The 21,528-nt window shown below is 63.4% G+C and carries 21 protein-coding genes and 2 pseudogenes; 11 read left to right on the forward strand and 12 right to left on the reverse strand.

Features of this window, described 5'->3' with window-relative positions:
• Nucleotides 1–489: 489 nt before the first annotated feature.
• Nucleotides 490–1,113, reverse strand: a complete 624-nt coding sequence (locus NKH28_RS19725) for an NAD(P)H-dependent oxidoreductase (protein WP_352614374.1) — start codon at nucleotides 1,111–1,113, stop codon at nucleotides 490–492.
• Nucleotides 1,114–1,397: 284 nt separating this feature from the next.
• Here NKH28_RS19725 and NKH28_RS19730 point away from each other — a divergent pair, with 284 nt between their 5' ends.
• Nucleotides 1,398–2,141 (forward strand): SDR family oxidoreductase, encoded by a 744-nt coding sequence (locus NKH28_RS19730; protein ID WP_352817036.1) that lies wholly within the window; start codon nucleotides 1,398–1,400, stop codon nucleotides 2,139–2,141.
• 36 nt (nucleotides 2,142–2,177) lie between these two features.
• On the opposite strand, the gene NKH28_RS19735 is transcribed toward NKH28_RS19730, so the two are convergent.
• Nucleotides 2,178–2,768, reverse strand: a complete 591-nt coding sequence (locus NKH28_RS19735) for a DUF922 domain-containing Zn-dependent protease (RefSeq protein WP_352501240.1) — start codon at nucleotides 2,766–2,768, stop codon at nucleotides 2,178–2,180.
• 115 nt (nucleotides 2,769–2,883) lie between these two features.
• Between NKH28_RS19735 and NKH28_RS19740 the strand changes: the two genes are divergently transcribed.
• Nucleotides 2,884–3,648: a pseudouridine synthase gene (locus tag NKH28_RS19740; RefSeq protein ID WP_352501241.1), complete on the forward strand. Its 765-nt coding sequence runs from the start codon at nucleotides 2,884–2,886 to the stop codon at nucleotides 3,646–3,648.
• 22 nt (nucleotides 3,649–3,670) lie between these two features.
• Here NKH28_RS19740 and NKH28_RS19745 read toward each other — a convergent pair whose 3' ends face one another.
• Entirely contained in the window at nucleotides 3,671–3,880 is a 210-nt protein-coding gene (locus tag NKH28_RS19745) for a hypothetical protein (protein ID WP_352501242.1), read from the reverse strand.
• A complete protein-coding gene (locus NKH28_RS19750) occupies nucleotides 3,870–4,379 on the reverse strand; it encodes a hypothetical protein (protein ID WP_352501243.1) in 510 nt (169 codons plus the stop codon). The genes NKH28_RS19745 and NKH28_RS19750 overlap by 11 nt, the downstream gene beginning before the upstream one ends.
• 135 nt (nucleotides 4,380–4,514) lie before the next feature.
• On the opposite strand from NKH28_RS19750, the pseudogene NKH28_RS34510 reads away from it, so the two are divergent.
• The 4 genes and pseudogenes from NKH28_RS34510 to NKH28_RS19765 form a co-directional block, all read left to right on the forward strand.
• A pseudogene (locus NKH28_RS34510) lies at nucleotides 4,515–4,586 on the forward strand (pseudouridine synthase); the annotation flags it as partial.
• Between the two features lie 136 nt (nucleotides 4,587–4,722).
• A complete protein-coding gene (locus NKH28_RS19755; protein WP_023680350.1) occupies nucleotides 4,723–5,070 on the forward strand; it encodes an antitoxin Xre/MbcA/ParS toxin-binding domain-containing protein in 348 nt (115 codons plus the stop codon).
• Between the two features lie 18 nt (nucleotides 5,071–5,088).
• Nucleotides 5,089–5,661, forward strand: coding sequence for an RES family NAD+ phosphorylase (locus NKH28_RS19760; protein ID WP_352822320.1), 573 nt, complete (start codon nucleotides 5,089–5,091; stop codon nucleotides 5,659–5,661).
• Nucleotides 5,662–5,731: 70 nt separating this feature from the next.
• The gene (locus NKH28_RS19765; RefSeq protein WP_352980131.1) at nucleotides 5,732–6,019 is read left to right on the forward strand and encodes a hypothetical protein; all 288 of its coding nucleotides are present in this window, start codon (nucleotides 5,732–5,734) and stop codon (nucleotides 6,017–6,019) included.
• 100 nt (nucleotides 6,020–6,119) lie between these two features.
• Here NKH28_RS19765 and NKH28_RS19770 read toward each other — a convergent pair.
• Nucleotides 6,120–6,209: pseudogene (locus tag NKH28_RS19770) on the reverse strand (HAD family hydrolase); the annotation flags it as partial.
• Between the two features lie 88 nt (nucleotides 6,210–6,297).
• On the opposite strand from NKH28_RS19770, the gene NKH28_RS19775 reads away from it, so the two are divergent.
• Nucleotides 6,298–7,689, forward strand: a complete 1,392-nt coding sequence (locus NKH28_RS19775; RefSeq protein ID WP_352541189.1) for an NfeD family protein — start codon at nucleotides 6,298–6,300, stop codon at nucleotides 7,687–7,689.
• Entirely contained in the window at nucleotides 7,686–8,456 is a 771-nt protein-coding gene (locus NKH28_RS19780) for a slipin family protein (protein ID WP_023680344.1), read from the forward strand. Before NKH28_RS19775 ends, NKH28_RS19780 begins: the two co-directional genes overlap by 4 nt.
• Before the next feature lie 36 nt (nucleotides 8,457–8,492).
• On the opposite strand, the gene NKH28_RS19785 is transcribed toward NKH28_RS19780, so the two are convergent.
• Nucleotides 8,493–9,422 (reverse strand): LysR family transcriptional regulator, encoded by a 930-nt coding sequence (locus tag NKH28_RS19785; RefSeq protein ID WP_352685278.1) that lies wholly within the window; start codon nucleotides 9,420–9,422, stop codon nucleotides 8,493–8,495.
• A gap of 105 nt (nucleotides 9,423–9,527) precedes the next feature.
• On the opposite strand from NKH28_RS19785, the gene NKH28_RS19790 reads away from it, so the two are divergent.
• On the forward strand, nucleotides 9,528–10,538 hold the full coding sequence (locus NKH28_RS19790) for a zinc-dependent alcohol dehydrogenase family protein (RefSeq protein WP_352541190.1): 1,011 nt from the start codon (nucleotides 9,528–9,530) through the stop codon (nucleotides 10,536–10,538).
• Between the two features lie 109 nt (nucleotides 10,539–10,647).
• On the opposite strand, the gene NKH28_RS19795 is transcribed toward NKH28_RS19790, so the two are convergent.
• Genes NKH28_RS19795 through NKH28_RS19805 form a run of 3 tightly spaced genes read right to left on the reverse strand, consistent with a single transcriptional unit; the run spans nucleotide 10,648 to nucleotide 14,431 of the window.
• Nucleotides 10,648–12,969, reverse strand: coding sequence for a xanthine dehydrogenase family protein molybdopterin-binding subunit (locus NKH28_RS19795; RefSeq protein WP_352834093.1), 2,322 nt, complete (start codon nucleotides 12,967–12,969; stop codon nucleotides 10,648–10,650).
• Nucleotides 12,966–13,949: an FAD binding domain-containing protein gene (locus NKH28_RS19800; RefSeq protein ID WP_352834090.1), complete on the reverse strand. Its 984-nt coding sequence runs from the start codon at nucleotides 13,947–13,949 to the stop codon at nucleotides 12,966–12,968. The genes NKH28_RS19795 and NKH28_RS19800 overlap by 4 nt, the downstream gene beginning before the upstream one ends.
• Complete coding sequence (locus NKH28_RS19805; RefSeq protein WP_352451438.1) at nucleotides 13,946–14,431, reverse strand: (2Fe-2S)-binding protein; 486 nt, start codon at nucleotides 14,429–14,431, stop codon at nucleotides 13,946–13,948. The genes NKH28_RS19800 and NKH28_RS19805 overlap by 4 nt, the downstream gene beginning before the upstream one ends.
• Nucleotides 14,432–15,145: 714 nt before the next feature.
• Between NKH28_RS19805 and NKH28_RS19810 the strand changes: the two genes are divergently transcribed.
• Nucleotides 15,146–15,778 carry a TetR/AcrR family transcriptional regulator gene (locus NKH28_RS19810; protein WP_023677324.1) on the forward strand — a complete coding sequence of 211 codons (633 nt, stop codon included), beginning with the start codon at nucleotides 15,146–15,148 and terminating at the stop codon, nucleotides 15,776–15,778.
• A gap of 18 nt (nucleotides 15,779–15,796) precedes the next feature.
• On the opposite strand, the gene NKH28_RS19815 is transcribed toward NKH28_RS19810, so the two are convergent.
• A complete protein-coding gene (locus tag NKH28_RS19815; RefSeq protein ID WP_352451439.1) occupies nucleotides 15,797–16,237 on the reverse strand; it encodes a lipid-binding SYLF domain-containing protein in 441 nt (146 codons plus the stop codon).
• A 265-nt stretch (nucleotides 16,238–16,502) separates the two neighbouring features.
• Between NKH28_RS19815 and NKH28_RS19820 the strand changes: the two genes are divergently transcribed.
• Nucleotides 16,503–17,444, forward strand: a complete 942-nt coding sequence (locus NKH28_RS19820) for a hypothetical protein (protein WP_352834087.1) — start codon at nucleotides 16,503–16,505, stop codon at nucleotides 17,442–17,444.
• 623 nt (nucleotides 17,445–18,067) lie between these two features.
• On the opposite strand, the gene NKH28_RS19825 is transcribed toward NKH28_RS19820, so the two are convergent.
• Nucleotides 18,068–19,630 carry a serine hydrolase gene (locus tag NKH28_RS19825; protein ID WP_352980134.1) on the reverse strand — a complete coding sequence of 521 codons (1,563 nt, stop codon included), beginning with the start codon at nucleotides 19,628–19,630 and terminating at the stop codon, nucleotides 18,068–18,070.
• Between the two features lie 133 nt (nucleotides 19,631–19,763).
• A complete protein-coding gene (locus NKH28_RS19830; RefSeq protein ID WP_352817065.1) occupies nucleotides 19,764–21,197 on the reverse strand; it encodes a coiled-coil domain-containing protein in 1,434 nt (477 codons plus the stop codon).
• Nucleotides 21,198–21,528: the final 331 nt, after the last annotated feature.

The following is a 21,528-nucleotide window of genomic DNA, read 5'->3' on the forward strand; positions in this document are numbered from 1 at the left end:
AAGGCAGGAAATGGCAGTCGCTCCTTCGCTCAACTGCCTCTCCAAAGAATCCTTTCTCAGCCTAAACTCAACCCCAAAATCGCCATATGCGATTCCCCTGCCCCTTGTGGGGAGGGGTTAGGGGTGGGGGTCCTTCTTCGTAAGAATCCACATGCGATTTGCCCTGCCCCTGCGGGAGATGCCAAGTGGGGCGAAGGAATACGAGTTTGCAATCGTTCTGAGCAGCGACCTCGGACGAGCAGGAATTCGGATTTTCTATCGCTACAGCGTATTTTGTTCTTGCTTTGTGCCGGCAGCTATGCTACTAATTTCGGTGTGGTGCTAATTGGCTCCCAACGACCCGCCTCCGAGGCGGGTTTTTCGTTTAGAAACGCCCGGCAGGGCCAGAGGGGCGGCGCCTACTTCGATAATTGGCCGTCTTCAACACCAACCTGGCGCAATCGCCCGTCCAAAGCGATTGCCCGCGCCGGCGACGGCCCACCCGGCTGATCAGCCAGGCACCGTGGCGGCAACGGCATCAGCGCGGCCAAGACCGGCAACCGCTTTCCTGACCCGCTGCAGATGTGCCTGGCGTCCGGCGGCCGAGACGCTGTCCATCCGGTAGAGCGCCAGGAATTTGGTCCGGCACAGCGGATGGCAGACGGAGCGGAAGCCGCGCAGCAGGGTCCGCCGGCCGGGCTGTCCCATGATCCACGACATCAGCGGCGTGGCGCCACATGTGGTCATTGCCATCACCCGGCGTATGTGCCGCAATTTGGGCCGCGGGCCGCGTCGTGCCGTCGGCATCTCGAAAGCGAAGCCCGGCACCAGCACACGCTCCAGCCAGCCTTTCAGCATCGCCGGCAGGCCATACCACCAGGTCGGATAGATGAAGACGACCGCCTCCGCCCAGAGCAGCTCCTGCGCATGTTCGTGCACCGGTTGCAGGTTCGCCGCCTTGTCGTGGTAACCGCGCCATTCCTGCGTGCGCATGACCGGATCGAAGCCGGTCGCATAGAGGTCGAGCAGGTGGACCTGGTGACCGCTTTCGGCAAGCGTCTCCAGCACCGTGTCGCGCACCGCGCCGCTGAAGCTGTCGGCGCAGGGATGGCAATGGACGACGAGGACCTTCATCTGGCGTTCAGACCTGTCGGTCGCGAGAGGATCGCGGGGGTGCATGCAAGCGTCGCATGCAAACAAGCCACCCGCAGACGTAGTCGATCAGCTGTTTTCATGCGAAGCCCCGCAGCCCCCGTATCAAGACGCAACACCTCCGGTCGCGTCAAGGCCCGTTCGTGCGCAGACGTGGGCTTGCTGGGGCCAAAACCCTAACGGTGGATTCGGTTTTTCGATCAGCATTGTTCCAGAATGTCCGCGCCCTAGCTTCACGGCCGGTCCAAAGCGTCAGGAGAAAAAGAATGCAGACAGGAAAACTGAGCGGCAAGATCGCCTTGGTGACTGGCGCCTCTTCCGGCATCGGCGAGGCCACCGCCTTGGCGCTGGCGGCCGAGGGCGCCACGCTGGCGATTGCCGCGCGGCGCGCCGAGCGGCTGGACCATCTGGCGAAGCGGATCCGTGAGACCGGCAGCGCGGCACTGCCGATTGCCGTCGATGTCGCCGACGAAGCGCAAGCCACGGCGATGGTCGAGCGGGTCCAGCAGGAGTACGGCCGGCTCGACATGCTGCTTGCGGTTGCCGGGGTCGGCGTCGCCGCGCCGTTCCGCAACACGACGCCGGAAGAATACCGCCGGATGGTCGACGTCAACATCCTGGGCCTGCTTTATCCGATCCATGCGGCACTGCCGTCGATGCAGCGGCAAGGCGCCGGCCACATCGTCGTAGTCTCGTCCGGCACCGGCCGTTATATCCACCCTTCGGTGGTTTATTCCGGCACCAAGCACGCGGTGAGCGCGATGGCGGAATCGCTGCGCCGCGAGATCGGCAAGGACGGCATCCGCGTCACCTGCATCGAGCCTGGCGCCGTCAAGACCGAGTTCACCCAGAATATGCGCGCCGATGTGCGCCAGGCGGTCGAGCAGAGGCTGGGCGACATGGAGCAGCTGGAAAGCCAGGACATCGCCGCCGCCATCCTTTATGCGGTGAGCCAGCCGCCAAGGGTCAACGTCAACATCCTGACGCTCTATCCGACCGCGCAGGCGTGAGGCCGCAAGGTGGTACCCTGCGCCGCCCCCGCAGCGTCATCCGCCGGTCATCAGCGTGAACACAAGCTGCCGCAGCTTGCCGCCCGGGCCGAATTCGACCCGGTCGAAATCGCGGCTAGCCTGCCGTTGTGCCTGCGAGATTCCGGCGAGCCGTCTCGTCACTTCGATCCTGATCTTGCTGCAGCCACGGTCATCGGCGACGGTCAGGCCAATGGTGGCCGCCTCGATCTTGTGCACCATGTCGACGATGCTGGCGCCGTGCACCTTCTCGTGGGCGGCAAGGCCGGCTGCGAAAACCTCCCAGTTCTTCTGGATTGCGCCCGGCAGCCCCGCAGCCGGCTTCGGCAAGGTGTAGGTGATGATCAGCTTCGGCTGCGCCGACACCAGCACGCAGGCGTCGCCTTGCGGCTGGTAGTCCCTTACCCAGGTCAGCTTGAAATTGGTATGCGCGATGACGCGGCGCTCGCCGAGCAGCGGCCCGCGCCCGCCGATCGAGGCATAGAGCTCCGGGCCGGATTGCCCTGAGATGGCATAGGTCTCGACCTTCTCGACCGCCTGCCAGCCGGCATGCGCCGGCGATGTCGGCAGGAAGGCGAGCAGCAGGCAAAGGCGAATGGCTGTTTTCATGCAAGTCCTCGCAGCCGCTGCGCACGACGCAAACGATATGCAGTTCCCTTCCGTGGACATAGCCGGCGGCCGGCTATAGTGGGATGCTCGTATACAAGAATCCACAGGCAACATCATGTCGCCGCGACCGAACATTGCCCGGCAACGCCCTGCCCCCGGGGCCCAGCCTCCCGGCGTCAGCCTCTGTCGCGCGCTGTCGAAGCTTGGCCTGTGCTCGCGCAAGCAGGCCGAGCATCTGGTTGCCGAGGGGCGCGTGCGGGTCGCCGGCAAGATCGTGCGCAACGGCTCGATGCGCGTCGATCCAGGCCGCGATCGCATCGAGGTCGACGGCCGCCGCGTCGCCGCCGAGCGCAAGGTCTATCTGATGCTCAACAAGCCGCGCGGGCTGGTCACCACCCGCGACGACCCGCAGGACCGCGGCACCGTCTACGACTGCCTGGCAGGCCTCGACCTGCCTTTCGTCTCGCCGGTCGGCCGGCTCGACAAGGCGAGCGAAGGCCTGCTGTTGATGACCAACGACACGCGCTTCGCGCAGCGCCTGCTCGATCCCGCCTCGCATGTCGCCAAGACCTATCACGTGCAGATCGGCGCGCTGCCCGACGAGGCCATGCTGGCGCGCTTGCGCGCCGGCGCGACCGTCGACGGAGAATTGCTGGCGGCCCGCTCGATCGAGTTGCTGCGCGGCGGCACCAGCACCGCCTGGCTGGAAATCGTGCTCGACGAGGGCCGCAACCGCCATATCCGCCGGCTGCTCGCCGCCCATGATATCGAGGTGCTGCGCCTGGTGCGGATCGCGATCGGATCTCTGCAACTCGGCGACCTTGCCAAAGGCAAGGCACGCCATCTGAGCGCGGAAGAGCAGGCGCTGCTTCAGGCCTGAACTGCTGGCGGCGACTCGACAGTCAGGCAGCTGCCCGCCAAAGCTGTTCCCTGTCGGATACAGCATCAATTGCCCGCAAGAGAACTGACACCGCGGTGTCCAGGCTGCTTTCCTCGGCCTCCAACTCGACAAGCCCTGTCCAGGGATCGAGATCAGCAGGATCACGCTCTATGTTCGCGACCAACGTCTCGCGTGATTCAAATCGAAATGTGAGGGGTTCATCAATCTTCATTGTCGGAAGAAGCCTTGGCTTTGCCGCACTGGGCCAGCACCTTGCCGATGGCGGCGGATGAGCCGGCAAGCGGAAAGCTGTTCTCGCCATATTTGCCCGAGGCGACCGTGACCTCGCCCTTGGAGCGCAGCAGGGCCAACAGCGGGTCGGTGCTGCTCAATTCCACGGTGAAGGTGTTGTACATTTCTTCGAGTTGAAGCGTCTTGGTCACCGCCTTGCCGCCGGCCTTGAACGCGAACGAAGCGATGCCGGGTTCCAGTTGCGGACCGCTGTCGCCCAAATCATAGCTCAGCGTCGGCTTGCCGAAACAGGCCAGCGTCAGCTGGGCGCCGCCATTCGATCCGCCGCAGACCGACGCCATCAGCACTTTGCCGCCCTCCTCTTCCTCCAGTTTCGCCGTCCAGCCGCACGGCGCGGCAAACGCCGGCTGCGCCGCTTGCAGGACGACCTGAGCGGCGACGCAACCCGCCACGACGAATTTCGCCAATCCGCTTCGCATGATCTTCCCTTCCCAAAGTCATCGAACCATCGTCGGCCACGTGGCATCAAGGACTATACAAAACAAATTGTCCCGTGGCATTACCGGCGACAGGGCGCTGTAGCAATTCAGGCGGTAGATTTTCGATCGAGTGGAAGCGGCACCAGCACCGCCTGGCTGGAGATCGTGCTCGACGAGGGCCGCAACCGCCACATCCGCCGGCGGCTCCAGGGGGCCTTCGCACCGAACGGGTGATTGACATTAACATTCCTGTTTCATATTTTCCTTTTGTGAAACCGAAATGCGACAGCGCAATTGAAGGGCTGGTCCGACGCGAAGTGGCTCGGCAGCCGGAGAGAAAAGCATGAGCACGGCGTTGCGGGCGGTCCCCAGATTCCTGGACGAATTGGGCACGTTTGGCGGTCTCAAGGGAACCGACATTGCAAACATCACCGACGTGTCCAAGGCCACGGTTTCGAGGTGGAAGGCCGGCGACATCAAGCCCCAGCCGCGCAGCGAGCTCATTCTATCGGACCTGCACTATATCGTCGGCCGACTGCAGGAATTCTACGAGCCAAGCGATATCCGCACCTGGCTTTACGCTCGCCACCCGCAATTGAACGGTGAAAGGGCGATAGATCTCATTCACGACGACCGTGCTCTCGACGTGCTCAAAGTCATCGATCGGCTTGAGAACGAGGTCTTTCTGTAATTGGCGATCGCCGGGCGGATGAGACGAGACAGTCGGCTCATCGACGCTATCGAGGCAATAGTTCCGGTCGAATACTCCGGAACGGTTTGGCGTGTGGTGCGCCAGGGCCGCAGCCCGATCCAGTGCTCGAGCTCCGGCGGCCGTTGGGACGATGGAACGTTCGACGTGCTCTACACCTCGCAAGAGCGCGAAGGTGCCTTGAGCGAGATGAGATTCCACCTGACGCGGGGGCAGCCAGTGATCCCTTCGCGTGTCAGATACAATCTCTTCGAGATCGATCTTGCTTTGGACCGGACGCTCAGACTGCTCGACCTGGCAGCCTTGCAGACCCTTGGCCTCGACACCGCGCGCTACGGGCAGCTTTCGTATCAGGAAAAGCACGCCGAATATCCGAGATCGCAAGACATCGGCGAGGCCGCGCATTTCCTCGATTATGACGGCCTGATCGTGCCCAGCGCGCGACATGACTGCCTGAACGTCGTCGCGTTTTGTGATCGGTTGCCGGCCGGAGCGATGACGAGCAGAACCGATCACGGGGAAATTGCCTGGGCTAGCGGCGGCCCCGCTGCCGTCCATCCCCCGCTCGGGTGATGCGGCCAGCGGAAGTGGCGCGCTAACATTGCCTCCAAGTGTAGAGCGTCTAACGCGCAAGGGAGGATCCATGCGTATGCTCCGACTGATACCGACGCTGCTGGCGCTGCTGGCCGTCATGCCATTGAACGCTGAAGCGACGACGAAGAAGTACCCCAAGGGCCACGGCACGAATTGCGCCGAGAAGGACCAGGCGTGCCAGAAGAAATGCCAGGCTGTGCCGATCGACTACAACAGCGTCAAGTCCATCAAGGGGCGCAACGAATGTCTGAATAATTGCACCATCGGCTACGATCAGTGTCTCGGGGCACCCGCCCGAATCCAGGAACAGACAATCCAGGAGGACGCCGCGCAATAGAAGCCCGCCAGAGATGGCTCCAATGCGCAAAACATAGGTGTGATCGAATGACGGCGACAGCGCGCCGGTCGCCTTCATGTGCGGCCGCCGACTTCGTCGGCATGTCGTCGGAATCTTCATAGACGCGAAACGCGCCCGATTGGCGGAGCTCCTCGGTGCCGTAGCCGCCGCTGAGCAGGCCGACATTCAGCAGGACCGTGCGATGCGTCACCCGCCGCGCGCCGCGTCATGGATTTCGGCAAAATCCAGCCCATATTCCTAGATGTGGAGCTTTGAGCGTGAAACTCGCGCGTGCGGTCCTGCTTGCCGCGGCTTTCGTGGCTGTTGCGGCCGTTTGTCCCTCTTCCGCAACCGGAGAGGCGGACGGCCGGGAGAAAATTGTGTTGCGCGTCGAGATAGACGGCGCCATCGGTCCGGCGAGTGCCAGGCAGCTCGAGGAAGCACTGGCGGTGGCCGCGGACCGAAATGCCCAGGCTCTCATCCTGCAGATGGACACGCCCGGCGGGCTGGTCACCAGCATGCGCGAGATGATCGCCGGCATTCTCGCCTCGCCGGTTCCCGTCATCGGCTATGTCGCGCCCGCCGGCGGGCACGCGGCGAGCGCCGGAACCTACATCCTCTACGCCACCCATCTGGCGGCGATGGCGCCCGGCACCAATCTGGGCGCGGCAACGCCGATCGAGATGGGCGGGCCGCTGCCATCGTTTCCCGGCGGCAAGAACGATGGCCCGGAGGCGGACAAGGACAAGAAGAACGCACCCGCGGGCGATGCGATGATCGCCAAGGCGACGAACGATGCCGTTGCCCTGATCCGCAGCCTGGCTGAATTGCGCGGGCGCAATGCCGAATGGGGAGAAAAGGCCGTGCGCGAGGCGGCCAGCCTGTCGGCCGGCGCTGCGCTGCAGCAGCATGTCATCGACTTCGTCGCCCGTGACACCACCGAACTGCTTCAACTGGCCGACGGCCGGACCGTCGAGATCGCCGGCAAAAAAGAGGCATTGGCGACGAAAGGGCTGCCGGTCGAAACGCTCGAGCCAGGCTGGCTCATCCGGCTTCTCGCCGTGATCACGGACCCGAACATCGCCGTCATCCTGATGCTGGTCGGCGTCTATGGCCTCGTCTTCGAATTCACGAGCCCGGGCGCGGTCGCGCCCGGCGTGATCGGCACGATTTGCCTTCTGCTCGGACTCTATGCGCTCAATCTCCTGCCGATCAGCTATGCCGGCCTTGCCTTGATGCTGCTTGGCATCATCTTCCTGGTCGTCGAAGCCTTGAACCCGACTGTGGTCCTTGGGCTGGGAGGCGTGGCTGCGTTTCTGCTGGGCGCTGCAATGTTGCTCAGGATCGAGGGGCCCGGCTTCGAGATGTCGTGGGCCGTTATCGGCACCGCCGCCGTCCTGACGCTCGGCCTGGCGCTGTTGACCGGCAGCTATCTGTGGGCGGCCCGCAAGAACGTTCCGCGTGTTGGCGCACAGGCCATGCAGGGGCTGCCGGCGGAGGTCCTCGACTGGCAGGGCAGCGAGGGCCACGTGCTCGCCCGGGGCGAGCGCTGGCGGGCAAAAGCCGACGAACCGCTTGCAGTGGGCGACAGCGTCGAGGTGGCCGATGTCAGGGATCTTGTGCTGACGATACGGCGCCGCAATGTGAGAAGCGATGGAGCAAGGCAATGATCATCGGTTATGTGGCCTATCTGGCAGCAGCGCTCGTCGTGGTCATGTTCCTATCCGCGGCCATTCGCATCCTGCGGGAATATGAGCGCGGCGTGGTCTTCACGCTCGGCCGCTTCACCGGGGTCAAGGGCCCCGGCCTTATCATCCTCATCCCCTTCGTGCAGCAGATGGTGAAGGTCGATCTGCGAGTGGTGGTCCAGGACGTCCCGCCGCAGGACGTGATCTCGCGCGACAACGTCTCGGTGAAGGTCAACGCGGTGCTGTATTTTCGTATCGTCGACGCCGAGCGGGCGGTGATCCAGGTTGAAGACTTCATGACCGCCACCAACCAGCTGGCACAGACCACGTTGCGCTCGGTGCTCGGCAAGCATGAGCTCGATGAAATGCTGGCCGAACGTGACAAGCTCAACAGCGATATCCAGGAGATTCTCGACCAGCGCACCGATGCCTGGGGCATCAAGGTCTCCGATGTCGAGATCAAGCATGTCGACCTCAACGAGAACATGGTCCGCGCCATCGCCAAGCAGGCCGAGGCGGAACGGCTGCGGCGTGCGAAAGTGATCAATGCCGACGGCGAACAGCAGGCGGCGGCAAAGCTCGTCGAGGCCGGCAAGATGCTGGCCGAAGCACCGCAGGCCATGCAGCTACGCTATTTCGAGGCTCTCCATGACATCGCCGGTGAACGCTCGTCGACGGTCGTGTTTCCGGTGCCGATGGATCTGCTCGGTCATTTCATCAAGCAGGGTGGTGGAGGCGGAGGCGGCTGAGCGCATAATCTCCCCCTCGAGGGGAGATCAGCACCCTCACCTCCGCCACGGCGGGACCGGCGCAAAGCGTTTGCCGATCCAGTCGGCGAAGGCACGTGTCTTGGCGGCTTGCCCCTTGGCCGAAGGCATGACGACATAGACAGCGCCCTCGTCGGCAAGCGTCCAGTCCTCCAGCACTGGTACCAGACGGCCGTCGGCGAGCTCGCGTCCGACCAGCCAATCCGTGCTCATCATCAGTCCGACGCCTTGCACGGCGGCTTCGACCAGCACCTCGGCGTCGTCGGTGACCAGCGGCCCGGAGACCTCGATACTGATGCGGCGACCCGAACTGTCGGTCATCTCCCAGGCCGGAAAGGTCTGGAAACCCGAGAAGCCCAGGCAGCTGTGTTCCAGCAGCGCCTCCGGCGCAGTCGGCGTGCCCCGGCGGGCGAGGTAGGACGGCGCGGCGCACAGCAGCCGCCGCCGTGTAGCGACCTTGCGCGCCACCAGCCGCGAATCCTCCAGCGCGCCGAGACGCACGGCGACATCGAAATTCTCGGCGACGAGATCGACGAAGCGGTTGGAGAACTCGGCCTCGATACGAACGTCGGGAAATTCGGCGAGAAACTGGGGCAGCAGCGGGCCGATCCACATGCGCCCGAACGAGCCGGGCAGCGCCAGCCGCAGCACGCCGCGCGGCCCGCCGCCGGCATGCGCCGACGCGACAGCCTCGGCCTCGTCGACCGCAGCCAGGATGGCGCGGACCCGGATGAGAAATTCCGAACCCGCCTCGGTCAGCGACACGCTTCGTGTCGTCCGGTGCAGCAGGCGCACGCCCAACCGCTCTTCCAGCGAGGCAAGGCGCCGCGACAGGATCGTCGCGTCGCGGCCGATGCGAGCAGCCGCCCTGGTGAAGGAGCGTGCTTCAGCGATTGCCGCGAAGGCGGCCATTTCGACCAATGCTGCCGGTTCGTGCGATTGCTGCATCAGGTGCAGAGCTCAAATGTAAAAGCCAAGGATTATATACCAATAGCGCAGCAGCTAGTTTCACTCAATCCCGGCCCGTCAATCGGCCATCAACCGGAGTGAGACATGAAAGCGATCGAACTGACTGCCCCGAGACTGGACGCGTTTCGCGCGGCCACCGTTCCCACGCCTGAACCGCAACGCGGCGAAGTGCTGATCCGCCTGCGCGCCGCAAGCCTCAATTTTGTCGATGTCGCGATAGCGAGCGGCAACTATCCAGGTCCGAGCTTTCCGCTCATTCCCGTCGTCGACGGCGCCGGCGAGATCGTCGGCATCGGCGAGGGCGTGTCGAGGCTCGCCATCAACGACCGCGTCATCGCCCATGCAAAACCGCGCTGGATCGGCGGCCGTCCGCGGCCTTATGAGACCAGAGAGATGCGCGGGCTGACACTGCCCGGCTCGCTCGCCGAATATGTCGCGCTGCCGGCCAATGCCGTCGTGCCGATGCCGGCGCATCTGTCCTTCGAAGCGGCAGCGACGCTGCCGATCGCCGGCACCACCGCGTGGAATGCGCTTCGCGCCGCCGATGCCGGGCCGGGGTCGGTCGTCGTCCTGCTCGGTACCGGCGGTGTCTCGATCCTGACCCTGCAGCTGGCCAAGGCAGCCGGCGCCACGGTCATCATCACCTCGTCGTCTGACGAAAAGCTGGCCCGCGCCAAGGCCTTGGGTGCGGATCATCTCATAAATTATCGTGAGACGCCGGACTGGGACGCCAAGGTGCTCGAGTTGACCGACGGCCTCGGCGCCGATCTGATCGTCGAAACCGGCGGCTCGGCCACCTTCGCCCGCTCCATCAATGCCGCGGCGCCCGGCGGCACGGTGTTCGCCATCGGCTTCGTCACCGGCGCCGAGGCCACCACGAACCTGCTGCCGATCATCATCAAGGCACTCAAGGTTGTGGGCAACAACACCGGTTCGGTATCCGATCTGTGCGACGCGGCGCGCGCCATCGGCGCCGCCCGTATCGATCCGGTCATCGACACTGTCTACAGCCAGCACCAGGCGACCGAGGCCTACGCCCACATGGCAGCCGGCGGCCGGCATTTCGGCAAGCTCGCGTTCAGTCTGTCGTGGTGAGCCTGAAAAAGGCAGAGCGTTGAAGCTGCCGATCTCCCCTCTCGTGGGGAGATCGGTCGTCACCTCGGCTTTTGACAATCGCCAATGCGCCGACAGTCCCAACCTCCGCCTAAATCAGCTTCTCCAGCGTGATCGGCAGGTCCCGCACCCTTTTCCCGGTGGCGTGGAATACCGCGTTGGCGATCGCCGGCGCCACGCCGACAATGCCCAGCTCGCCGACCCCCTTGCCGCCAAGCGCCGAGGAATGCGGATCGGGAATACCGACCGAGATCACCTCGATGTCGGGAATGTCGGCATTGGTGGCGATGAGATAGTCGGCGAAATTGTCGTTGACGATGCGCCCATGCCGGCGGTCGACGATGCCCTCCTCGAGCAGCGCCTGGCCGATGCCCATGATGATGCCGCCCTTCCATTGGCTTTCGGCGAGCTTGGGATTGTAGAGCCGGCCCGAATCCAGCGCCGACACCACGCGGGAGACGCGAACCGTGCCAAAGTCCTCGTCGACACGGACTTCGATGAAATGCGCGCACCAGCTGTGGCGGGAATAGTCGCCCTCGGTGTGTGGCAGCGCCATGGCTATGGTGGTGTAGTTCTTGTAGCGGTCCTCGACCGTCGAATTGGCCGGCATGGTGTCGCCCTTCGCCTCGATATGCTCGCGCCCGACGCTCCTGAGCAGTTCGGCGATGGAAACTTCAGGGCCGTTGCCGCGCGGCGAGGCGATGCGGCCATTGGCGACGACGAGCGTGTTGGCCTGCAGCGCATGGAACGGCGAAGCCGGATCGCTGATGGCGAGCCCGATCAGCTGGTCGAGCGCGGCACTCGCCGCCTTGTGGACGGCGCCGGTCATCACCCCGGCCAGCCGCGAACCGCCGGTGACGCCGGCACGGGCATAGCGGGAATCGCCAAGCTTGACGACGACGTTTTCCGCCGGCACGCCCACCACCTCGGCGGCGGTCTGCGCCAGGATCGTGTAGGTGCCCTGCCCCATGTCGATCGATGAGCTTTCGACCTCGACCGAGCCGTCGGCGAGAATGCGCACGACCGCCTCGCCATAGGCGCGCCGCACCGGATAGGTGCCTGCCGCGACACCCCAGCCGATCAGCTGGTTGCCGTCGCGCATCGAACGCGGCCGGGGGTTCCGCTTCGACCAGCCAAAGGCTTCGGCGCCGGCCGCGAAGGCCTCACGCAGCTGCCGTGTCGACCACGGCTTCTTCGCATGCGGATCCTGCTCGGCATAATTCCTGAGCCGGATTTCCAGCGGATCGATACCGACCTCATAGGCGAGCTCGTCGATGGCGCTTTCGATGCCGAAGGCGCTCGGGTTCTCGCCCGGCGCGCGCAATGCCCCCGGCACCACCGTGTTGACCCGCACGACGTTCTGCCGCGACGAGAAATTCGGCGTCGCGTACATGACCGAGGTGACCGAGCCGAGCGGCTCGACCCACATGCCGTCGACCGAGGTCTCGTTGACGCCGCGATGCACGATCGACTGGATCTGGCCCTCCGCGTTGGCGCCGAGCGCCACGGTCTGGCGCGTCGCCGCCCGTCCGCCATAGGCGGTGAAGGTCTGCGGCCTGGTGACCGCCAGCTTCACCGGCCGTCCCAGCATTTTCGCGGCGACTGCCGCTACAGCGCCGTAGCCATAGGCAAACGCCTTGGAGCCGAAGCCGCCGCCAATATAAGGCGAGACCAGTCGTACATTCTCGAACGGCACGCCGAACCATTCGGCATAGGTCCGCGCCATGCCGTCGAGCCATTGGCTCGGCTCCCAGACCGTCAGCTGGTCGCCCTGCCACTTTGCGATCAGGCCATGCGGCTCCATCGGCGCCTGGTATTCGCGCGGCGTGTTGTAGGCGTTGCAGATCCTGACCGGAGCCGAGGCGAACGCTGTCTCCGCCTCGCCCCATTCCTTGGTCATCGCATCGACGGGGATGCCGTCGCCGGCCTTTGGATCGCTGAGGTCGACGATCGCCGGCGCCTCGTCATAGGCGATCTTGACCAGCGCCGCGGCGGCGACCGCCTGCTCGAAACTCTCGGCCACCACCGCCGCGACATGCTGGCCGCTGAAGGTGATGTCGCGCGCCAGCGGGCAATAAGCGACGTCCGGCGGCGGCGTGCCCAGCCAGTCCGTTGCGGTTCTCAGCGGCAGGATATTGTCGGGCGTCAGCACCAGCAGCACGCCGGGCGACGCCTTGGCCGCGGCCGTGTCGATCGAACGCACCCGGCCGGCGGCAATGGTGCTCTCGACCAGCACCGCATGGGTAAGCCCCTCGAGCTGCTGCTCGACGGCGTATTTGGCGGCACCGGTGATCTTGGCCGGGCCGTCGACGCGCGACAGCCGGCCGCCGACCTGGTCGGCGAGGACGGCACCGTCCGAAGCGTCGCCGCGTTTGGCATCGCCGGGTCTTGTTCTCAACTCGTGAACGGTCATGCCGTTTCTCCCATTTTGAGGATGGCGCGGGCGACGACGCGCGGCGCCAGTTCGATCTTGTAGTGGTTGGCGCCATGGTCGACGGCGCCCTCGACGGCGAGCAGGCTGGCTTGCCTGACGACCTCCGGCTCGAGCACTTTGCCTTTCAGCGCCTCTTCGACGGCAAGGGCGCGCCATGGCTTGGTGGCGACGCCGCCAAGCGCGACGCGCAGATCGCGGATCGTCCTTCCGTCGGCCTCGAATTCGATGCCGACCGCGGCACTTGCCGCGGCGAATTCATAGGACTGGCGGTCGCGGACCTTGAGATAGGTCGAGCGGCGGGCGGCCGCCGAAGCGGGAATGCCGATCGCGGTGATCATCTCGCCGGGCTCGATCGCATGTTCCCTTTCGGGTGTGCTGCCCGGCAACAGGAAAAAATCATCGACGGCGATCTGACGGTCGCCGAGATGGACGATCGCGTCGAAGGCGACGAGTGCAACCGCCAGGTCGCCGGGATAGGTGGCGACGCAGGCCTCGCTGGTGCCGAGCACGGCATGGCCGCGGGTGACCCCGCCAATCGCCGAGCAGCCGCTGCCGGGCGAGCGCTTGTTGCAGGCGGGGAAATTTGCCGGATCGCGGAAATAGGGGCAGCGTGTACGCTGCATCAGATTGCCGCCGATCGTCGCCATGTTGCGCAGCTGCGCCGATGCCGCCTGCCACAATGCTTCCGAGACTGCGGGGAACCGGCTCTTGATATCGGCATGGTCGGCGACGCGGCTCATCCTGGCCAGCGCGCCGATCGTGGCGCCCCGGTCATCAACGGCAATCGTGTCCAGTCCTTTGAGATGGGTGATGTCGACCACGGTCTCGGGTTCGGCAACGCCGCATTTCGCGAGATCGACAAGCGTCGTGCCGCCGGCCAGAAGCATGGCGCCGGGAAGTGCTGCTGCCTCACGGGCTGCATCGACGGAGCCGGCGCGGAGATACGAAAAGTCCCTCATGACGCGGCCTCCATGGCCGCCTGGCGCACGGCGGCGACGATATGCGGATAGGCGCCGCAGCGGCAGAGATTGCCGGCCATGTATTCGCGGATCTCCTCATCCGAGCCGGCATGGCCTTCGCGAATGCAGGCGACCGCCGACATGATCTGGCCCGGCGTGCAATAGCCGCACTGGAAGGCATCCTGTTCGAGGAAGGCGGCCTGCACCGCATGCAGCGTGCCATCCTCCCCGGCAAGCCCTTCGATGGTGGTGATGTCCCTGCTTTCAGCCTGAGTGGCAAGCGTCAGGCAGGCCAGCACGCGCTGGCCGTCGATATGAACGGTGCAGGCGCCGCACTGGCCCTGGTCGCAGCCCTTCTTGGTGCCGGTCAGCCCGAGATGGTCGCGCAAGGCGTCGAGCAGGGTAACGCGCGGTTCGACCTCCAGCTCATGTCGATGTCCGTTGATTCGAAGTTGGATTGGAGTTCGGGTTTTGCTTGTCATGGGGCGTCTGGCTCCAGTTGCTTGACGCGGGAGGGGATGATCTGGTGCCCGGCCGGCGAGCGGCAAGGTCAGCTTATGGCTAGGTGAAGGCTATCTTCCCCTTGGGGGAAGTGCCCGGCAGGGCAGAGGGGGTCGGTTCGACTTGGCGCGAGCTCCGGGGCTGCGACTTGGGAGGTCGAAAGACGTGACATACCCGATCCCGTGATTACATGAGAAAGGCGCTCCACAATCGGAGGCGCCTCCGTTTGTTACCTAAGGGCCTGCTCCGCCCTGTTCAAGCCCCGGATCGAAAATGATCAAAATTGGAGGAAATTGGCAGGGCAGCCGGCCGTCATGTCTGGAGATAAAAAAGCACCACCGGCCCAAGCCGGTGGTGCTCTCTGAACTGTCTGTAGGGGCAGGACAGTCCAATGATCCTGAGGGGATCGTGCTCAACATGGGCTCATTTTTGCCCCACGGCATCGGCCGAACAGATGACGAGTGCCGGCCGCGAGGAAATATCCTCCGTCGTCATCCACCGGACGTCATCCACGGGCCGTGCACCGGAGGCGGGCAAGATGCCTCGCCTGCCGGAACGCCGGCCCAGATTCGATCCTGTGATTATGTTTACTTGCGATTATATTTGCCGGAGACGTAACGAAGGTGGAAGCGTCTGCGTTCTTGAAACGGGGCCTGCCTATCCGGGTATGCTTCGGATCAGCACTGGAGAAAAAATTGGCCGCGGAGCCGCCCGTCATTTCTGGAGACAAAACCGAAGCCGCCGTTGCAAAGCCGCTGCGCGCCGACGCGCAGCGCAACCGCGATGCTCTGGTCGAGGTCGCGGCAAAAGCCTTTGCCGCGCAAGGCGTCGATGCCTCGCTGGAGGAGATTGCGCGCCAGGCCGGCGTCGGCATCGGCACGCTCTACCGGCATTTCCCAACCCGCGAGCACCTGGTCGAGGTGGTTTATCGGCGCGAAGTGGAAGGACTGTGCCAGGCGGCCGACGAACTCGCCCGCGATCATGCGCCCGACATGGCGCTCGAACAATGGATGCAGCGCTTCGTCGACTACATCGCCACCAAGCGCGGGCTGTCGACAAGCCTGCGCATCCTGCTCACGACCAACTCAACCCTGTTCTCCGACGTTTCCGGCAGGGTGACGCTCGCCTTGCGGCGGCTGATCGATGCTGCGGTCGCCGACGGCTCGATCCGCGGCGATGTCGATGCCTCCGACGTGCTGCATGCGCTGGGCGGCATCTATTCGGCCCCGGACACCAAGGACTGGCGCGACCGCTCGCGCCGATTGGTGTCGCTGCTGATGGATGGGTTGCGGTTTGGAGCGGCCAAATCCGGCCCATCCAAGGAATAACGAATGCAGTGACTGTCCTTATTTCAGCGAGATGCTCATACCGCTGAGATCGGCATTGACTTGCAGGCCTACCTGCCTGCCCGTGAGTTCGAGTTGGGCACCCTTGTCATTGGTCATGACGATCACCTGGGCTCCTTTGCCGAGCGCGCCGCCACCGCCCGCTGCACCGTACACCCCCGTCACATCCCGGGCGCGGCGTATGTGGCGCACGGTACCTTTGAAATAGGTCTTGGAGGCGCCGAAGGCGAGGCCGCCCGAGATGCCGCCGACCGAGATGGGATATCGGCGACCATGGAAGGTCAGTGTGCCCTCGCCTCCGGAGCCGCCGATGAAGAAGGCCGCCTTGTAGACGGCGAAGCGGATCGTACCGCTGTCGGCATGCGCGACGCTGGCAAAGCTAACTGCCGCCGCAGCGATGACGGCAACTGCGACTGAACGAAATCTGGACGAAATCTTCATGATGAGAACTCCTCAAGATCGCCGCATGCCCAGCCGGCCGGGCACGTCGGCGTCGTATCAAAGTCATAGCTGAACAGTCTCGCCCGTCATTGGTTCCAAGCACGCGGCCTGAATCCGGCTGCGAGAAGACCGCCACGAAACGAGGCGGATGGCGAGCATAGTCCTGGCTGTAAGAACAGTGGCCGAATGGTGGGGATGATCGTAGGTGTTGAGGCGGAATGGTATTAGTCTGCGCTGTCTGGGGTTTCGGGAGCGCGGCAAAGCAATGGACTTCAACTCACGACATGGCTACCTGCTGATCGGTGGCCTGATCCTGGTCGGCGCCGGGCTCCTGGTCGTTTCGCTGATCGTCAATCTTCGCGTGGCGCACAGTGTGCGTGACGACGTACGCCATCGTGAAAAGCTGCTGGAATATTATCGCAATATCTTTTCGCAGCTGGGCGTGATCCTGATCGGGATTGGCGTGTCCCTGTTCATCTTCTTTTTCCAGCAGAATTATCAGGACCAGCGCAAACGCGAAACGGAGCTCCAGCAGGTTCTCGCCAAACTGGCGGCGCGTGTTGCCCGCGGCAGCGCTGTCGTGGAGGCCCTCGGCGAATTCGACGCGCTGCTGGATGATGGCGGTGCCTATGCCAGTCCGGAACACGGCGGTGACAACGCCGCTGTCAGCGCCCAGGGAACGGGGCTCGCCAAGCAGGTTTCGCAGATCCTTCTGGTCGAGCGCGACGTCGATGTTCAGGGGTTCGATATTCTCAATCTGTCACGCGATTTCGAAGCATCGTTCGTTGTCAACGAGCTCAACCCAACGCTATGGTTCAACATCGTCCGGGACGAGAGCGACATCAAATATGCCACTACCCAGATCGCTCTGGATTACAAGGACCTGCAGGATGCAATCGGCGGCGAGCCGATCGAGGTTGCGATCGCCAATCCCGAAAAGGAACGGAAGATCAAGCAGGAGGTGCTCGACGTCTTTTATGATGCCGACCTCCTGCGCCAGCGCAGCAGGCGGTTTCTCGCCCGCGCGTGCTGGCTTTTCAGCACGGGGCGCGGCTTCGTCAAGCTTGCACCGGCCAATGAAATCGAAGCCGATGCCAGATCGCACCAGGAATGGCTCGACCGGTCGAAACCCTTTCTGACGCAGTTGAAGTCAGGAAGCGGCGATTGCTTCAAACTGCTCCAGTTCGGCCCGGCGCCTTTGAGTTGAGAACGCGCCAAACACTCAACGACCAGGTTCGACCCCATTGCGGACGATCCGTCAAGCGCCACAAACGCGTATGACTTCATCAGATCAAGTGTTGTCTCGGCGCGTACAGAAAGGTTGTCTGGCACCTCGATCCGAACGAGTAAAATGTCTGTTCCTTGATCAATTCCGAACAAAGCGGCAATCGGTCGGGGACCATCGAAATGGCACGATGCCCATCGCTGTGGAGATGCATCTGTATCGGTTTCTTTGAGCTCGTCTTCGAGAATCCTACGCAATCCGACATCAAGGGCCTCGCCAGCCATGTGACCGAGTTCATCGATCAGCGGGTTCCAATTAACTAGCCAGACCCAATTCTGCACCCAGGCCACCTGCTGGTCTCCAATTTGGGACGAAAGCCGACTGGTCTCGTTAGTCGGTCTTTGCATGATTTGTCGAATCCGCTATCGGCGATTCCTACCATAATAAGCTTGACTGCTTTTTGACCATCTCGGCTGTTGGCGGCAGCCCGCTGATTGAATTTTGACCTAAAGCGGTTCAGCTTTTGATAGTCGCTGACCCGCTCCAAATATCTGTTTTTACGCAATTATGGACGGAAAGCCGCTCCGGACTTTCCTGGAAGTGCTCTAATCTCCCACGCGTTGCAGCGTGCCGAGATGATTGTCGTCGAGAAATTCGACGGTGATGGCCGACGCCTTGCCGTCGGGGCCGACGGCAAAGCTGACGGCCGAGGGCCTGTCCGGCATCTCGGCATCGGGGAAGGTCACGAAGAGGTCGCGGTCGAAATGCTTCAGCGAATAGGACCGCGCGCCGGCAGGCCCGACCTTGAGGACAAGAGTGTCTCCTTCGCCCGATACAATAGCATCGCCGAAGAAATCGCTGAAGTAACGGCCTGCATAGGCACTAGCCGGCTCGGCTGGACTTGCTGGAGAGGGCGGCGCGGCATAGGTGGCCTTGGCCGCCGCAATCACCGGGCCGAACATGCTCGCATAGATATTATTCCATGCCTTTACCTTATCCTTCCCCAGCGTTCCGTCGAAAACGAGATCGGCGAAGCTGTCGGACAGCCCCTCCGGCACGCCTGTCGGAAAGGCGTTGGCGACGACGACGATGCCAAGCTTCTCCTCGGGGAAGAGCATCACCAGGCTGCGTGCGCCGGTGCTGAAGGCGCCCGCGTGACCCCAGATCAGCCCGTGCCGGCCGAATTCAATATTCCAGCCGAGGCCGTAGAAGGCCTCGCCTCCGGAGACGGGATTCTTGCCGCGAGCCGTCAAGGGAATATGTGTCTGGTCCAGCGCATCGGCGGCAATGAGTCTCTTGCCGGCATGGACCCCGTTGCCGAGCACAAGGCGCATCCATTGCGAGAGGTCGCGTGCGGTGGAACTGACGCCGCCTGCTGGCGCCTGCGCATCCGGATAGCGCTGGACCTTCGCGGTCCAGGCGCCATCGATTTTGGCGTGGAGCTCGGCGCGGTTGGCGTGTTTGATGAAGTCCGAATGACGCGAGCTGGTCGAGGCCATTCCAAGCGGACGGTAGAGCTTCTCTTCGGAGACCTCTTCCCATGATTTACCCGTCGGCTTCGCGGCCGCGACGGCACCCTCGGTCAGTCCGAAATTACTGTAGGAATAGCCCGCACGAAAGCTCGATGACGGCGACACGAACCGCAGCCGGCGCAGGATCTCCGCGCGGTCATAGCCGATATCCTCGAGGTCGTCGCCAGCGGTGCCGGGAAGCCCGCTGCGGTGCGCAAACAGGTCGCGGACCGTGAGTTCGCTGGTCGGATAGGGCTGAGCGAGCCGGAAAGCCGGATCGAGGTCGGCGATCTTGGAATCCCACGAAGCGATCCCGTCGCTGACCAGCGCCGCCACGACGGTGGCGGAGACCGGCTTGGAGAGCGAGGCAATCTGGAAAACCGTGTCAGCATCGACGGTCTCCGGTTTTCCGGCTTCGCGATGCCCGAACCCCTTGAGGAAGATCACCTCGTCGCCATGCACGACGCCGATGGCCAGACCGGGCACGCTACCATCCGCGACGACGCCTTCGGCCAGTAATTCGAGCTTCGCAATGGCCGCGGCGATCCGGTCGGGCGTAATGGTGTCGGCCGACGCCGCTTTCGGCGAAAGCGTAATAAGGGCGATGAAGGCCAATATCCTCCACCGGAGGTGATTCCGGTTTGTGAATAGCCGCATGCTCAGCCCCCTCCGCCTCCCCGGCGTGCACTATCGCAGGCCAACGCAGGGAAGGCCAGCCTCACGCTCGACCCACCATCCATTGACGGATGTCCGCTTCGCACCAGTCGAAATTCAGACAGCTGCGCCTGAGCTAGGATGCAGCGCGCAGGCGAAGGCGCCGCCTGCTGGCGCGGGCCTTCTCCGCCACCGCGGCGGTGATCTCGACCACGCCGTCTTCACGCGGTCTGGCGTTGGTGACCTTGTGGAGCCGCTCATAGGGCAATAGTTCCTTGACCCGGGCTTGAAGCGACGCGACTTCGGCTCGCAGATCCTCGCATTCCTGCCGCTGGACGTCGAACTGTATCTGTTCGGATGCCTGCTGCAGGGAAAGCTGCGAAAAATTCGCGCTGATTGCGGAAAGGTTCATCTTGTCGTTTTCGCTCTCCTTCGTGAGGGCGGACAATTTTTGCTCGACAATTTGCTTTTCCGCCACCGCGTCGCTCGCTTGGGCTTTGAGCCTGGCGATCTCGCTGGCGGCTTCGCTGTTGTGGTTGGAGGCGGCCTCCAGTCGCGATCGAAGATCCTCGATTTCAGAACGCAAGCCGGTCATCTCCGCGACACTGCGTGCAAGTTCGGCTTCCCTGTCACCGTCCCTGATGCGGGCCGCTTCCGTTATTTCCGATAGCTTTGCCTGCGCCATATCGAGCGATTTCTGCAGCCGCATCTCCTCTTTCTCGCTCTTGCCAAGCGCGGCCAGCAGTTCCGAAACCTGCGCGGCATCATTGGCATGGACGGTCGAGAGTTCGTCCAGCCTGTGCCGGGCCTCGGCCTCCCGTTTCAGCGCCTTGTCGAGGTCGATCGACAGGCTGACATGTTTCTCCCGCAGCATCTCGTTCTCGCGCGAGCGTCTGTTGGCCTCGACGGCTCTGGCCGAGAGTGTTTTGACAAGCTCGCCGAACTCGGCCTCGCGTTTTGCGCTCGCATTGCCTGCGACGACGAGTTCTAGCCTTGCCGCAGCCAGCGCGCCGCGAAGTGCTTCCTTGTCCTCGACCAGGCTCGCCTCGTGCTGCTGCAGGGCCTCGATAGCGCTGTCGCGCTCGCGCTGCTTTCTGGTTGCATCGTGGAGCTGTTCGGACAGCACCCTTTGCTGCGCGGTCAGGCCGGTATTTGCCAGTTCCAATTCGTTGGCGCGAAGAATGTCGCCGTGGAGCAGTTTCAGGAATTCGCCCGTCAGATGATGCGAGGTCGCGATCTCCGACAGTTTCGCATTGATCTCCCCCAGATACTCCTGCGCGTCGTGAAAGAGCCCATCGACCGCATTTAAGGCAGCCAGCCGGGTTTGCGTATGGGGGGACAGCCGTCGTGCGGTCTCGAAGGCGTCCGCATTGGCTTCGAGTTGCGAGCTGTCATCCGTTGCCGCGAGATTCTCATCCGATACCGTCTCATCCGGCACAGTGACGTCGTTCAACGGCGACTGATCGTCCACATTGAGACATTCGCTAAACGCATCCGCCAAATCGGTTTCGAGCTCCTTGAACGCTCTCTCCACTGTCTCGGCACGCTTGATCAAACCTTTGAAATTCATGACCGAATATCCCTCTCGTGCAGCGCCGGCAAGGAGCGGATTTTCAATACTTGACCCTCGCCTCCCCCGAATGCGGGTTCATCTCCTGACGTGCGCTCTGGCCGACGCACGCTAGGGACAGGCTTGGCCACTGTCCTCGTGTGTTTGAATGACGCAAAGCCGTGTTCTGCCGCGCTCCATACCCGAGGCGTTGGCACCGCTCGCAAAATGCCTGCTCATTTCACCCGAAACGGATATGAAGCGGCGCAAGCCTGAGGATCGCCTGGTGATTGTCTTGAGGACCGGCCGAGCCCTCGGTGTTCTGCAGCAGCTACAAGGTCACGGCCTAAGA

Origin of the sequence: Mesorhizobium sp. M1227 (genome assembly GCF_040318315.1) — a bacterium.
GTDB lineage: Bacteria > Pseudomonadota > Alphaproteobacteria > Rhizobiales > Rhizobiaceae > Mesorhizobium.